This is a genomic window from Escherichia sp. R1, from assembly GCF_003000935.1.
Lineage (GTDB): Bacteria > Pseudomonadota > Gammaproteobacteria > Enterobacterales > Enterobacteriaceae > Escherichia > Escherichia coli.
The window spans coordinates 49,646-64,861 of sequence record NZ_PSRU01000005.1; the positions used below are offsets into that span (position 1 = coordinate 49,646).

General features: G+C 46.4%; 13 protein-coding genes. 10 read left to right on the plus strand and 3 right to left on the minus strand.

From position 1 onward, the window contains the following. Positions 1-44: 44 nt before the first annotated feature. Together nanM and nanC are read right to left on the minus strand one after the other, a co-directional pair. Positions 45-1,151: an N-acetylneuraminate epimerase gene (gene nanM / locus C4F37_RS07680; RefSeq protein WP_001774143.1), complete on the minus strand. Its 1,107-nt coding sequence runs from the start codon at positions 1,149-1,151 to the stop codon at positions 45-47. Between the two features lie 19 nt (positions 1,152-1,170). Further along, entirely contained in the window at positions 1,171-1,887 is a 717-nt protein-coding gene (gene nanC / locus C4F37_RS07685) for an N-acetylneuraminic acid outer membrane channel NanC (RefSeq protein ID WP_001295734.1), read from the minus strand. Between the two features lie 1,455 nt (positions 1,888-3,342). On the opposite strand from nanC, the gene fimB reads away from it, so the two are divergent. From fimB to fimH, 9 genes are all read left to right on the plus strand, one after another. Next, positions 3,343-3,945 carry a type 1 fimbria switch DNA invertase FimB gene (gene fimB, locus C4F37_RS07700; protein ID WP_000790583.1) on the plus strand — a complete coding sequence of 201 codons (603 nt, stop codon included), beginning with the start codon at positions 3,343-3,345 and terminating at the stop codon, positions 3,943-3,945. Between the two features lie 477 nt (positions 3,946-4,422). Then, positions 4,423-5,019 carry a type 1 fimbria switch DNA invertase FimE gene (fimE, locus tag C4F37_RS07705; protein ID WP_000044711.1) on the plus strand — a complete coding sequence of 199 codons (597 nt, stop codon included), beginning with the start codon at positions 4,423-4,425 and terminating at the stop codon, positions 5,017-5,019. Positions 5,020-5,500: 481 nt separating this feature from the next. Further along, the gene (gene fimA, locus C4F37_RS07715) at positions 5,501-6,049 is read left to right on the plus strand and encodes a type 1 fimbrial major subunit FimA (RefSeq protein ID WP_001774144.1); all 549 of its coding nucleotides are present in this window, start codon (positions 5,501-5,503) and stop codon (positions 6,047-6,049) included. Between the two features lie 64 nt (positions 6,050-6,113). Next, the gene (locus C4F37_RS07720) at positions 6,114-6,653 is read left to right on the plus strand and encodes a fimbrial protein (RefSeq protein ID WP_000824114.1); all 540 of its coding nucleotides are present in this window, start codon (positions 6,114-6,116) and stop codon (positions 6,651-6,653) included. 36 nt (positions 6,654-6,689) lie between these two features. Next, the gene (fimC, locus tag C4F37_RS07725; protein ID WP_000066560.1) at positions 6,690-7,415 is read left to right on the plus strand and encodes a type 1 fimbria chaperone FimC; all 726 of its coding nucleotides are present in this window, start codon (positions 6,690-6,692) and stop codon (positions 7,413-7,415) included. Between the two features lie 66 nt (positions 7,416-7,481). Then, a complete protein-coding gene (fimD, locus tag C4F37_RS07730; protein ID WP_000121002.1) occupies positions 7,482-10,118 on the plus strand; it encodes a fimbrial usher FimD in 2,637 nt (878 codons plus the stop codon). A 9-nt stretch (positions 10,119-10,127) separates the two neighbouring features. Then, a complete protein-coding gene (gene fimF / locus C4F37_RS07735; RefSeq protein ID WP_001244827.1) occupies positions 10,128-10,658 on the plus strand; it encodes a type 1 fimbria minor subunit FimF in 531 nt (176 codons plus the stop codon). Between the two features lie 72 nt (positions 10,659-10,730). Further along, positions 10,731-11,174: a fimbrial protein gene (locus C4F37_RS07740; RefSeq protein ID WP_077897989.1), complete on the plus strand. Its 444-nt coding sequence runs from the start codon at positions 10,731-10,733 to the stop codon at positions 11,172-11,174. 19 nt (positions 11,175-11,193) lie between these two features. Beyond that, a complete protein-coding gene (fimH, locus tag C4F37_RS07745; RefSeq protein WP_001774145.1) occupies positions 11,194-12,096 on the plus strand; it encodes a type 1 fimbria D-mannose specific adhesin FimH in 903 nt (300 codons plus the stop codon). A 242-nt stretch (positions 12,097-12,338) separates the two neighbouring features. Here the strand turns inward: fimH and gntP are convergent, their stop codons facing one another. After that, a complete protein-coding gene (gene gntP, locus C4F37_RS07750) occupies positions 12,339-13,682 on the minus strand; it encodes a gluconate permease GntP (RefSeq protein ID WP_000558251.1) in 1,344 nt (447 codons plus the stop codon). 339 nt (positions 13,683-14,021) lie between these two features. On the opposite strand from gntP, the gene uxuA reads away from it, so the two are divergent. Beyond that, a complete protein-coding gene (gene uxuA, locus C4F37_RS07760) occupies positions 14,022-15,206 on the plus strand; it encodes a mannonate dehydratase (RefSeq protein ID WP_000438562.1) in 1,185 nt (394 codons plus the stop codon). The last annotated feature ends 10 nt before the right edge of the window (positions 15,207-15,216 follow it).

Below are 15,216 nucleotides of genomic sequence, written 5' to 3' on the forward strand. Positions count from 1 at the left end.
ATGACAAATTGATAGCAGGGCCCCTTTACCGGGGCCCTGAAGCGTTAGTTTTGTACTGTGACTTTATTATCCTTCACAGTGATCAAAACTGAATCCGTCACCGCTTTGCCGCCTGCAGTTTCACCGCCAATAATCAATAGACTATTATTCCAGGGCAATGATACTCCGTAGGCCCGACCTTGCGATAATTCACCCGATTTATCCCATTTCCCGTTATGCCAAAGATGAATATCAGTGCTATATGATTTTTTCAGGCCTTCATGCGCATAGTTCTTACCGTTCTGGTAATTTTCTCGTGAACCTTTGAATCCGGCCCCTCCGGCAAATATAAGAGAATCATTGCTTATCCCCGCAAAACCGCCAGCTACGCCATCTGGTGATGAGACGGGAGCAAGCTTATTCCATTTTAAATTATTACCGGTGAAATCAAGTTCAAATACGGCATCCGTTCGCAATCCTGGTTTGGCTTCGCCATTAATAAGCCAGGTTTTATCACCTTTATTCACAACCGCCGCACCAGCCGTTCCGTACCAGGGCGATTCGCCAGCGTAACTCCATTGCTGTGTTGAGGGATCAAAAGACAACAGAAACTTATTGAAGAAATAATCTTCTGCTTTTTTGTCAAAATAGTGAGCATTGATTTTATCTATAGCGGTTGAATCTTTTCCAGCCTCGTTGAGATCTTCAAAATAGCCATTGAAGATATTCTGGTTAACACCACCAGTAACATAAGCCTTGCCGTTGTGTACAAAAGTCACATGGCCCGCCATGCCCATCGGCGCGTGCGACATCAATTTAACCCAACTATTGGTTTTGGGGTTGTATTTGTGTACGTCATTAAATACCTGAGTCAAGCCCTCGCTGTTTTTGCCAATGCCGCCAAACACATACAGATTGCCATTAATAAATGCAGAGGTTGCTTGATCTCTTGGTCCGCCAGGGAATGCAGCTAACGCTGTCCATTTTTTATCTTTGGCCTGTGTATCCAGCTTGTACCATGCCGTACCTGCGCTACCTAAACCAATGTAGACAGTGTCGTTATCAATTGCTCCGGTACCACTTTTAAATGGCACAGGAGTTTCCGGTAATACAGACGCGTTTGCGGCAAATGAAGCCATCATGATAGCAAGCGCCGTTATTGTTTTATTCATTGTGACTGTCTCCTGTCTACTACAGTTTAAATGACACACCAATGCGATAACTGTTTTCCGATAAATTATCTCTGCCGTTGTAAACACCCTGACGGTCAAGGTAGTCATATTCTATGTATGGCGTAATATCGGGCGTCATATGGTATTGTAGAACAAATGCATTTTCCGTCGCCCATTTCTTATGGTTTGCATAGCGATAATCGTTCTGTTTGCTGTATAGCGTCGTTTGCCATGCGAAGGTGAAATCACTATTAATATGGTAAGTGACATATCCATCCCAACGATGAACGTTATCACGAGACATATCACCGGATAAGTCTTGTTGTCGGTAAGCTTTCCAGTCGTAACGATAGCGAATGCCAAAATTAAGATCTTTTGTCGCGTCCCAGGACAGTTTTACGTAGGGTCCGTAGCGTGTGCCGTTGCTGCTAAAATGCGTTAACATTCCCGGGCGCACCGTCCATTGATCATCAAGTTTAATCGCGTAATTAACTTCAACCTGAACATCATTGAGTGCGGCATTTTCCTTTTTATTATCATGAATGGTATTCCAGGTATTACTTTCCATGCTTGCCCACCATCCATTTTGCCATCCCTCACTGACTTTGAGTCGAGTCTCATAGGCGTGGCTTCCACTACGATATCCACCACGTACGTCCAGTGTCGCAGCCTGAGAAATTAATGGGGACGAAAAGCACAGTAATAATACGCCAGAAAGTATTTTAGCCTTTTTCATAAATTTCACTCATTTGTAGGATACAGAAAGCAATACAAAGCCCGCATAAACAATTAGCATTTATGTTGTGTAATATTTTTTTGCCAGGCTTATAGTGTCTTTGGCAACCGGTAGCTGTATTTTATATTTTTTTGTATAAGGTCTCCTGTGAAAAATCTCTTTTCACATTATTTAAATAAACAGAGAACCAGATTAAATACCTGAGTATAAAATCTCTTCTGATGTTTAATTGATTTGAATGTTCGTAAGCTATATCACTTACTCAATCCATTTTACCCAGAGTCATAAAATAGAATGTCTGTTGATCTCATTTTCATATTCCTTTCAGACTGAAGTGCGTTTTCATCACCCGATGAGAAAGAACTGAAGTGATGTTTGCCATAGATTGCGAGATGCCCTGTCTCATTGACTATCTTGGTGCACCTTTATACCTGTTATACCAGATCAAAAATCACGCAATCCATACAACAAAACCAGATTTGCAATTCGTGTCACAAAATATGTCGATCTTTTTCTAAGAGGAAGATGCCATGTGAAGCCAGACGAACACTTGCGGTGGTCTTCAAAAACTAAAGATCTTAGTTTAACTATTTGTTTTATAAATAATTTGTTTAGAGTCTAAACAAGGGGAGCTTTGCAAGCTAACTCAGTGAGCTTGGTGAAAATCAGTGTTTACCCGCCATCAGGCTGAGCATAATTCTCATCATGAAATATGTTTCCTGGTTTGTGGCTTGTAACTGGTCACTTCTGAAGTCGATCTGGAGAGGCTTGTTGATGTTGGTGTTTTCAGGATGATGTTTCACTTAGTTTGTTTGCCGTATCGCCCGGCGAATGGCTGTGATTGAGGAAGGTTTAAGTCGTAGTGACCAAAGCTATATTTACCAACGAATGTAGATGAAAAAATCATCTCCTGCGTTCCCCCATATCTCCAGGATAAAAAGGAATGTAACAATCTCATGGCGTAAGCTGACGAATCAGCAGGAATAATCGCTAGGGACCTAAGAATTAGCATGATAATAGCCACTAAGAAATTACTGCGCTCCATGAAATAGCCATTTTGTGGCAAATGGAGTTGACTAATAATGTCATATGTGAGACGGCTAGTTGAACGAATATTAAATTTTGCTGAATTTTTTATGTTGATTTTACTTGTTACAGAACATATCACATGATATATAGATAAGATTAGTTGCATTAATGATGAGGGTTATTATTAGATTCGTATCCGATTGATAAATATATAAAGGTACATAGCATGCAAGAGCATGGCGTTTGTATGGCAACGTTATTATAATTAACAGTTGCTACTCCATTTAAGTTCACTCAGAAGAACTGGTCCACTTACGTTAGTTATTAAGCAAACGTTCGCTTTTATAAACATAATCAGGATAAAAATGTTGGATTATTTCTAACCCAGCACAGCTAGTGCGCGTCTGTAATTATAAGGGAAAAACGATGAAGAATAAGGCTGATAACAAAAAAAGGAACTTCCTGACCCATAGTGAAATCGAATCACTCCTTAAAGCAGCAAATACCGGGCCTCATGCAGCACGTAATTATTGTCTGACTTTGCTTTGTTTTATTCATGGTTTCCGGGCGAGTGAAATTTGTCGATTGAGGATTTCGGATATTGATCTTAAGGCAAAGTGTATATATATCCATCGATTAAAAAAAGGCTTTTCAACAACGCACCCGCTATTGAATAAAGAAGTTCAGGCTTTAAAAAACTGGTTGAGTATCCGTACTTCGTACCCGCATGCTGAGAGCGAGTGGGTATTTTTATCACGTAAGGGGAATCCGCTTTCTCGGCAACAGTTTTACCATATTATCTCGACTTCCGGTGGTAATGCCGGGTTGTCACTGGAGATTCATCCGCACATGTTACGCCATTCGTGTGGTTTTGCTTTGGCGAATATGGGAATAGATACGCGACTTATCCAGGATTATCTTGGGCATCGCAATATTCGTCATACTGTCTGGTATACCGCCAGCAATGCAGGGCGTTTTTACGGCATCTGGGATAGAGCCAGAGGACGACAGCGTCACGCTGTTTTATAGAGATAGTTGAGATACCAGGGATGGTGTTAAAAACTACATTATTCTTACGATATATCAAAAATGATTAACCATTTATTAATTGATGTTATTGTAAGTGTGATTCTTAATTATCATAATAAACATTAAGTTAACCATATCCATACAAAATACAATGGTTTATGTTCTTCAAAATAAATAAACAAAATCATTCATAAATTTACACATCACTTAAAATCTCCTGTTTCCGCACTTTTTTCTTTATTTTTTAAGCAACTGGAAGTTAATCCACTGCAATCTATTGTTATATTGAATCAAATCAATGAAAATAGATGTTGTCACATCAGTGATATTTTATTTTTGTATGATATTTAATGTAATTGACTGATAGCCACATCACTCCGTGTGTGGTTATCTTTTTATCTATTGGGCTAATTTTGACCGATTGAGGTTTCCTATAGGTATTCATTCAAATATATCTCAGTTAGGAGTACTACTATTGTGAGTAAACGTCGTTATCTTACCGGTAAAGAAGTTCAGGCCATGATGCAGGCGGTTTGTTACGGGGCAACGGGAGCCAGAGATTATTGTCTTATTCTGTTGGCATATCGGCATGGGATGCGTATTAGTGAACTGCTTGATCTGCATTATCAGGACCTTGACCTTAATGAAGGTAGAATAAATATTCGCCGACTGAAGAACGGATTTTCTACCGTTCACCCGTTACGTTTTGATGAGCGTGAAGCCGTGGAACGCTGGACCCAGGAACGTGCTAACTGGAAAGGCGCTGACCGGACTGACGCTATATTTATTTCTCGCCGCGGGAGTCGGCTTTCTCGCCAGCAGGCCTATCGCATTATTCGCGATGCCGGTATTGAAGCTGGAACCGTAACGCAGACTCATCCTCATATGTTAAGGCATGCTTGCGGTTATGAATTGGCGGAGCGTGGTGCAGATACTCGTTTAATTCAGGATTATCTCGGGCATCGAAATATTCGCCATACTGTGCGTTATACCGCCAGTAATGCTGCTCGTTTTGCCGGATTATGGGAAAGAAATAATCTCATAAACGAAAAATTAAAAAGAGAAGAGGTTTGATTTAACTTATTGATAATAAAGTTAAAAAAACAAATAAATACAAGACAATTGGGGCCAAACTGTCCATATCATAAATAAGTTACGTATTTTTTCTCAAGCATAAAAATATTAAAAAACGACAAAAAGCATCTAACTGTTTGATATGTAAATTATTTCTATTGTAAATTAATTTCACATCACCTCCGCTATATGTAAAGCTAACGTTTCTGTGGCTCGACGCATCTTCCTCATTCTTCTCTCCAAAAACCACCTCATGCAATATAAACATCTATAAATAAAGATAACAATAGAATATTAAGCCAACAAATAAACTGAAAAAGTTTGTCCGCGATGCTTTCCTCTATGAGTCAAAATGGCCCCAAATGTTTCATCTTTTGGGGGAAAACTGTGCAGTGTTGGCAGTCAAACTCGTTGACAAAACAAAGTGTACAGAACGACTGCCCATGTCGATTTAGAAATAGTTTTTTGAAAGGAAAGCAGCATGAAAATTAAAACTCTGGCAATCGTTGTTCTGTCGGCTCTGTCCCTCAGTTCTACAGTGGCTCTGGCCGCTGCCACGACGGTTAATGGTGGGACCGTTCACTTTAAAGGGGAAGTTGTTAACGCCGCTTGCGCAGTTGATGCAGGCTCTGTTGATCAAACCGTTCAGTTAGGACAGGTTCGTACCGCATCGCTGGCACAGGAAGGAGCAACCAGTTCTGCTGTCGGTTTTAACATTCAGCTGAATGATTGCGATACCAATGTTGCATCTAAAGCCGCTGTTGCCTTTTTAGGTACGGCGATTGATGCGGGTCATACCAACGTTCTGGCTCTGCAGAGTTCAGCTGCGGGTAGCGCAACAAACGTTGGTGTGCAGATCCTGGACAGAACGGGTGCTGCGCTGACGCTGGATGGTGCGACATTTAGTTCAGAAACAACCCTGAATAACGGAACCAATACCATTCCGTTCCAGGCGCGTTATTTTGCAACCGGGGTCGCAACCCCGGGTGCTGCTAATGCGGATGCGACCTTCAAGGTTCAGTATCAATAACCTACCCAGGTTCAGGGACGTCATTACGGGCAGGGATGCCCACCCTTGTGCGATAAAAATAACGATGAAAAGGAAGAGATTATTTCTATTAGCGTCGTTGCTGCCAATGTTTGCTCTGGCCGGAAATAAATGGAATACCACGTTGCCCGGCGGAAATATGCAATTTCAGGGCGTCATTATTGCGGAAACTTGCCGGATTGAAGCCGGTGATAAACAAATGACGGTCAATATGGGGCAAATCAGCAGTAACCGGTTTCATGCGGTTGGGGAAGATAGCGCACCGGTGCCTTTTGTTATTCATTTACGGGAATGTAGCACGGTGGTGAGTGAACGTGTAGGTGTGGCGTTTCACGGTGTCGCGGATGGTAAAAATCCGGATGTGCTTTCCGTGGGAGAGGGGCCAGGGATAGCCACCAATATTGGCGTAGCGTTGTTTGATGATGAAGGAAACCTCGTACCGATTAATCGTCCTCCAGCAAACTGGAAACGGCTTTATTCAGGCTCTACTTCGCTACATTTCATCGCCAAATATCGTGCTACCGGGCGTCGGGTTACTGGCGGCATCGCCAATGCCCAGGCCTGGTTCTCTTTAACCTATCAGTAATTGTTCAGCAGATAATGTGATAACAGGAACAGGACAGTGAGTAATAAAAACGTCAATGTAAGGAAATCGCAGGAAATAACATTCTGCTTGCTGGCAGGTATCCTGATGTTCATGGCAATGATGGTTGCCGGACGCGCTGAAGCGGGAGTGGCCTTAGGTGCGACTCGCGTAATTTATCCGGCAGGGCAAAAACAAGTGCAACTTGCCGTGACAAATAATGATGAAAATAGTACCTATTTAATTCAATCATGGGTGGAAAATGCCGATGGTGTAAAGGATGGTCGTTTTATCGTGACGCCTCCTCTGTTTGCGATGAAGGGAAAAAAAGAGAATACCTTACGTATTCTTGATGCAACAAATAACCAATTGCCACAGGACCGGGAAAGTTTATTCTGGATGAACGTTAAAGCGATTCCGTCAATGGATAAATCAAAATTGACTGAGAATACGCTACAGCTCGCAATTATCAGCCGCATTAAACTGTACTATCGCCCGGCTAAATTAGCGTTGCCACCCGATCAGGCCGCAGAAAAATTAAGATTTCGTCGTAGCGCGAATTCTCTGACGCTGATTAACCCGACACCCTATTACCTGACGGTAACAGAGTTGAATGCCGGAACCCGGGTTCTTGAAAATGCATTGGTGCCTCCAATGGGCGAAAGCACGGTTAAATTGCCTTCTGATGCAGGAAGCAATATTACTTACCGAACAATAAATGATTATGGCGCACTTACCCCCAAAATGACGGGCGTAATGGAATAACGCAGGGGGAATTTTTCGCCTGAATAAAAAGAATTGACTGCCGGGTGATTTTAAGCCGGAGGAATAATGTCATATCTGAATTTAAGACTTTACCAGCGAAACACACAATGCTTGCATATTCGTAAGCATCGTTTGGCTGGTTTTTTTGTCCGACTCGTTGTCGCCTGTGCTTTTGCCGCACAGGCACCTTTGTCATCTGCCGACCTCTATTTTAATCCGCGCTTTTTAGCGGATGATCCCCAGGCTGTGGCCGATTTATCGCGTTTTGAAAATGGGCAAGAATTACCGCCAGGGACGTATCGCGTCGATATCTATTTGAATAATGGTTATATGGCAACGCGTGATGTCACATTTAATACGGGCGACAGTGAACAAGGGATTGTTCCCTGCCTGACACGCGCGCAACTCGCCAGTATGGGGCTGAATACGGCTTCTGTCGCCGGTATGAATCTGCTGGCGGATGATGCCTGTGTGCCATTAACCACAATGGTCCAGGACGCTACTGCGCATCTGGATGTTGGTCAGCAGCGACTGAACCTGACGATCCCTCAGGCATTTATGAGTAATCGCGCGCGTGGTTATATTCCTCCTGAGTTATGGGATCCCGGTATTAATGCCGGATTGCTCAATTATAATTTCAGCGGAAATAGTGTACAGAATCGGATTGGGGGTAACAGCCATTATGCATATTTAAACCTACAGAGTGGGTTAAATATTGGTGCGTGGCGTTTACGCGACAATACCACCTGGAGTTATAACAGTAGCGACAGATCATCAGGTAGCAAAAATAAATGGCAGCATATCAATACCTGGCTTGAGCGAGACATAATACCGTTACGTTCCCGGCTGACGCTGGGTGATGGTTATACTCAGGGCGATATTTTCGATGGTATTAACTTTCGCGGCGCACAATTGGCCTCAGATGACAATATGTTACCCGATAGTCAAAGAGGATTTGCCCCGGTGATCCACGGTATTGCTCGTGGTACTGCACAGGTCACTATTAAACAAAATGGGTATGACATTTATAATAGTACGGTGCCACCGGGGCCTTTTACCATCAACGATATCTATGCCGCAGGTAATAGTGGTGACTTGCAGGTAACGATCAAAGAGGCTGACGGCAGCACGCAGATTTTTACCGTACCCTATTCGTCAGTCCCGCTTTTGCAACGTGAAGGGCATACTCGTTATTCCATTACGGCAGGAGAATACCGTAGTGGAAATGCGCAGCAGGAAAAACCCCGCTTTTTCCAGAGTACATTACTCCACGGCCTTCCGGCTGGCTGGACAATATATGGTGGAACGCAACTGGCGGATCGTTATCGTGCTTTTAATTTCGGTATCGGGAAAAACATGGGGGCACTGGGCGCTCTGTCTGTGGATATGACGCAGGCTAATTCCACACTTCCCGATGACAGTCAGCATGACGGACAATCGGTGCGTTTTCTCTATAACAAATCGCTCAATGAATCAGGCACGAATATTCAGTTAGTGGGTTACCGTTATTCGACCAGCGGATATTTTAATTTCGCTGATACAACATACAGTCGAATGAATGGCTACAACATCGAAACACAGGACGGAGTTATTCAGGTTAAGCCGAAATTCACCGACTATTACAACCTCGCTTATAACAAACGCGGGAAATTACAACTCACCGTTACTCAGCAACTCGGGCGCACATCAACACTGTATTTGAGTGGTAGCCATCAAACTTATTGGGGAACGAGTAATGTCGATGAGCAATTCCAGGCTGGATTAAATACTGCGTTCGAAGATATCAACTGGACGCTCAGCTATAGCCTGACGAAAAACGCCTGGCAAAAAGGACGGGATCAGATGTTAGCGCTTAACGTCAATATTCCTTTCAGCCACTGGCTGCGTTCTGACAGTAAATCTCAGTGGCGACATGCCAGTGCCAGCTACAGCATGTCACACGATCTCAACGGTCGGATGACCAATCTGGCTGGTGTATACGGTACGTTGCTGGAAGACAACAACCTCAGCTATAGCGTGCAAACCGGCTATGCCGGGGGAGGCGATGGAAATAGCGGAAGTACAGGCTACGCCACGCTGAATTATCGCGGTGGTTACGGCAATGCCAATATCGGTTACAGCCATAGCGATGATATTAAGCAGCTCTATTACGGAGTCAGCGGTGGGGTACTGGCTCATGCCAATGGCGTAACGCTGGGGCAGCCGTTAAACGATACGGTGGTGCTTGTTAAAGCGCCTGGCGCAAAAGATGCAAAAGTCGAAAACCAGACGGGGGTGCGTACCGACTGGCGTGGTTATGCCGTGCTGCCTTATGCCACTGAATATCGGGAAAATAGAGTGGCGCTGGATACCAATACCCTGGCTGATAACGTCGATTTAGATAACGCGGTTGCTAACGTTGTTCCCACTCGTGGGGCGATCGTGCGAGCAGAGTTTAAAGCGCGCGTTGGGATAAAACTGCTCATGACGCTGACCCACAATAATAAGCCGCTGCCGTTTGGGGCGATGGTGACATCAGAGAGTAGCCAGAGTAGCGGCATTGTTGCGGATAATGGTCAGGTTTACCTCAGCGGAATGCCTTTAGCGGGAAAAGTTCAGGTGAAATGGGGAGAAGAGGAAAATGCTCACTGTGTCGCCAATTATCAACTGCCACCAGAGAGTCAGCAGCAGTTATTAACCCAGCTATCAGCTGAATGTCGTTAAGGGGGCGTGATGAGAAACAAACCTTTTTATCTTCTGTGCGCTTTTTTGTGGCTGGCGGTGAGTCACGCTTTGGCTGCGGATAGCACGATTACTATCCGCGGCTATGTCAGGGATAACGGCTGTAGTGTGGCCGCTGAATCAACCAATTTTACTGTTGATCTGATGGAAAACGCGGCGAAGCAATTTAACAACATTGGCGCGACGACTCCTGTTGTTCCATTTCGTATTTTGCTGTCACCCTGTGGTAATGCCGTTTCTGCCGTAAAGGTTGGGTTTACTGGCGTTGCAGATAGCCACAATGCCAACCTGCTTGCACTTGAAAATACGGTGTCAGCGGCTTCGGGACTGGGAATACAGCTTCTGAATGAGCAGCAAAATCAAATACCCCTTAATGCTCCATCGTCCGCGCTTTCGTGGACGACCCTGACGCCGGGTAAACCAAATACGCTGAATTTTTACGCCCGGCTAATGGCGACACAGGTGCCTGTCACTGCGGGGCATATCAATGCCACGGCTACCTTCACTCTTGAATATCAGTAACTGGAGATGCTCATGAAATGGTGCAAACGTGGGTATGTATTGGCGGCAATATTGGCGCTCGCAAGTGCGACGATACAGGCAGCCGATGTCACCATCACGGTGAACGGTAAGGTCGTCGCCAAACCGTGTACGGTTTCCACCACCAATGCCACGGTTGATCTCGGCGATCTTTATTCTTTCAGTCTTATGTCTGCCGGGGCGGCATCGGCCTGGCATGATGTTGCGCTTGAGTTGACTAATTGTCCGGTGGGAACGTCGAGGGTCACTGCCAGCTTCAGCGGGGCAGCCGACAGTACCGGATATTATAAAAACCAGGGGACCGCGCAAAACATCCAGTTAGAGCTACAGGATGACAGTGGCAACACATTGAATACTGGCGCAACCAAAACAGTTCAGGTGGATGATTCCTCACAATCAGCGCACTTCCCGTTACAGGTCAGAGCATTGACAGTAAATGGCGGAGCCACTCAGGGAACCATTCAGGCAGTGATTAGCATCACCTATACCTACAGCTGAACCCGAAGAGATGATTGTAATGAAACGAGTTATTACCCTGTTTGCTGTACTGCTGATGGGCTGGTCGGTAAATGCCTGGTCATTCGCCTGTAAAACCGCCAATGGTACCGCTATCCCTATTGGCGGTGGCAGCGCCAATGTTTATGTAAACCTTGCGCCCGTCGTGAATGTGGGGCAAAACCTGGTCGTGGATCTTTCGACGCAAATCTTTTGCCATAACGATTATCCGGAAACCATTACAGACTATGTCACACTGCAACGAGGCTCGGCTTATGGCGGCGTGTTATCTAATTTTTCCGGGACCGTAAAATATAGTGGCAGTAGCTATCCATTTCCTACCACCAGCGAAACGCCGCGCGTTGTTTATAATTCGAGAACGGATAAGCCGTGGCTGGTGGCGCTTTATTTGACGCCTGTGAGCAGTGCGGGCGGGGTGGCGATTAAAGCTGGCTCATTAATTGCCGTGCTTATTTTGCGACAGACCAACAACTATAACAGCGATGATTTCCAGTTTGTGTGGAATATTTACGCCAATAATGATGTGGTGGTGCCTACTGGCGGCTGCGATGTTTCTGCTCGTGATGTCACCGTTACTCTGCCGGACTACCCTGGTTCAGTGCCAATTCCTCTTACCGTTTATTGTGCGAAAAGCCAAAACCTGGGGTATTACCTCTCCGGCACAACCGCAGATGCGGGCAACTCGATTTTCACCAATACCGCGTCGTTTTCACCTGCACAGGGCGTCGGCGTACAGTTGACGCGCAACGGTACGATTATTCCAGCGAATAACACGGTATCGTTAGGAGCAGTAGGGACTTCGGCGGTGAGTCTGGGATTAACGGCAAATTATGCACGTACCGGAGGGCAGGTGACTGCAGGGAATGTGCAATCGATTATTGGCGTGACTTTTGTTTATCAATAAAGAAATCACAGGACATTGCTAATGCTGGTACGCAATATTACCTGAAGCTAAAAACCTGCACGTTAGCCCTTTGTAGGCCAGATAAGACGCGTCAGCGTCGCATCTGGCATAAACAAAGCGCACTTTGCTGGTCTGTTCCCCTCACCCTAACCCTCTCCCCGGAGGGGCGAGGGGACTGTCCGGGCACATTTTTAGACTTTGTCATCAGTCTGAGCCTGCCATTGGCAGGCTCTGGTGTCCTTTTACGCTACCATGCTAATAATCAGCACAATAATCAGCCCAACCACGGAGTTGACCAGCTCCAGCAGACCCCAGGTTTTCAACGTGTCTTTTACTGACAGGTCAAAGTAACCTTTGAACAACCAGAAAGATGCATCGTTAATGTGGGTGAGGGTGTTGGAACCCGCAGCCGTCGCCAGTACCAGCAGCGCCGGATTCACGCCAACCAGCTGACCAGTTGCTGGATCTAGGATTGCAGCACTGATAATCCCGGCGGCGGTCATCGCCGAAACGACACCCTGACCCGTCGCCAGACGAATTAGCACAGTGATCAGCCATGCCATGATGTAGGGCGAGATATTGCCGTGGGACATCAACATGCCGATGGTGTCGCCAATGCCGGTGTCGATGATGGTCTGCTTCAGCACGCCACCCGCACCGATGATCAGAATCACCATTGCAATACTCTTCACCGCGCTTTCAAAAGCGTTCATCACCCACTGCATGTCATGACCACGTGCGGTGCCAAAGAGTACGAATGCAACCACCATCGCAATAAACATTGCAATCGGCGAGGAACCGATAAAGTTAACCACTTCCCAGGCAGGGGTATCTTTTACCAGCCAGATATTGGCGATGGTGGTAGAGATCATAATGATCGCCGGGATCAGCGGCACCAGAATCGAAACGCCGAAAGAGGGCAGATTATTCATATCTACCGGTTGATCTGCTTTCAGGAATGATGGCGTTGGGCGCTCAAGATTGCCGAGGAACTTCGGCAGGATCAGACCTGCGCAGATTACACTTGGGATCGTCACCAGTACGCCATAGATATAAACCATCCCCATATCCGCGCCATAAGCATTCACCAGCGCCACCGGACCCGGCTGCGGTGGGAACAGTGAATGTGCGGTAGTGGCAGCTGCTACTGCCGGGATCGCCAGTTTCAGGAACGGAATTTTAGCTTCGGCGGCAATAACAATAACCAGCGGCGCTAACATGATAAAGGCCACTTCATAGAACATCGCCAGACCAAAAATCAGGCCGATGATAATCACCGACAGCTGTACATAGCGCAGACCGAGACGCGCCAGCAGCGTATGCGCTATCTGGTGAGCCGCGCCGGAGTCGACCATCAATTTACCGATGACCGCACCGAACACCACGATGATAGCCAGTTCCCCCAGCGTGTTGCCGAAGCCCGCTTTCATAGTGTGCAGCAGCGACATCAAATCCATGCCCGCCAGCATCCCGACGGACAGCGCCGCCACCAACAAAGCCACCATTGAATTGATTTTGAACTTCAAATTCAGTACCAGCATCAGACCAATGCCGAATACCACCCAGAGAATGTTAAGCACATGCATAACGTTTTACCTTACCTGGTTGAACCGTTGTTATTTTGGGCGATATGTTATGTAAATTGGTCAACCATTGTTGCGATGAATGTCACATCCTCTGATCAATAACCATCGATTACCCTTTGCTGCAATTTGCAGCAACAACCATGAGAGTGAAATTCTTGTGATGTGGTTAACCAATTTCAGAATTCGGGTTGACATGTCTTACCAAAAGGTAGAACTTATACGCCATCTCATCCGATGCAACGCCACGGCTGCGGTCTGGTTGTTCATCCGGATACCTAAACAACTCCAGGGTTCCGCGTCTCTTTGCTGTGGAACCCACTATGTGAAAGAGGAAAAATCATGGAACAGACCTGGCGCTGGTACGGCCCAAACGATCCGGTTTCTTTAGCTGATGTCCGTCAGGCGGGCGCAACTGGCGTGGTTACCGCGCTGCACCATATCCCGAACGGCGAAGTATGGTCCGTTGAAGAGATCCTCAAACGCAAGGCGATCATTGAAGACGCAGGCCTGGTGTGGTCTGTCGTAGAAAGCGTGCCAATTCACGAAGATATCAAAACCCACACTGGCAACTATGAGCAGTGGATCGCTAACTATCAGCAGACTCTGCGCAACCTGGCGCAGTGTGGCATTCGCACCGTGTGCTACAACTTCATGCCGGTGCTCGACTGGACCCGTACTGACCTCGAATACGTGCTGCCAGACGGCTCCAAAGCTCTGCGCTTCGACCAGATCGAATTCGCTGCATTCGAAATGCATATCCTGAAACGCCCAGGCGCGGAAGCGGATTACACCGAAGAAGAAATTGCTCAGGCAGCTGAACGCTTCGCCACTATGAGCGATGAAGACAAAGCGCGTCTGACCCGTAACATCATTGCTGGTCTTCCGGGCGCGGAAGAAGGCTACACCCTCGACCAGTTCCGTAAACACCTGGAGCTGTACAAAGATATCGACAAAGCGAAGCTGCGCGAAAACTTTGCCGTCTTCCTGAAAGCGATTATTCCAGTTGCTGAAGAAGTCGGCGTGCGTATGGCTGTTCACCCGGACGATCCGCCGCGCCCGATCCTCGGCCTGCCGCGCATTGTTTCCACCATTGAAGATATGCAGTGGATGGTTGATACCGTAAACAGCATGGCAAACGGTTTTACCATGTGCACCGGTTCCTACGGCGTGCGTGCTGACAACGATCTGGTTGATATGATCAAGCAGTTCGGTCCGCGTATTTACTTCACCCATCTGCGCTCCACCATGCGTGAAGATAACCCGAAAACCTTCCACGAAGCGGCGCACCTGAACGGTGACGTTGATATGTACGAAGTGGTGAAAGCGATTGTTGAAGAAGAACACCGTCGTAAAGCGGAAGGCAAAGAAGACCTGATCCCGATGCGTCCGGACCACGGTCATCAGATGCTGGACGACCTGAAGAAGAAAACCAACCCAGGTTACTCCGCAATTGGTCGTCTGAAAGGCCTGGCCGAAGTTCGCGGTGTCGAACTGGCGATCCAGCGCGCTTTCTTTAGCCGTTAATATCCACCGG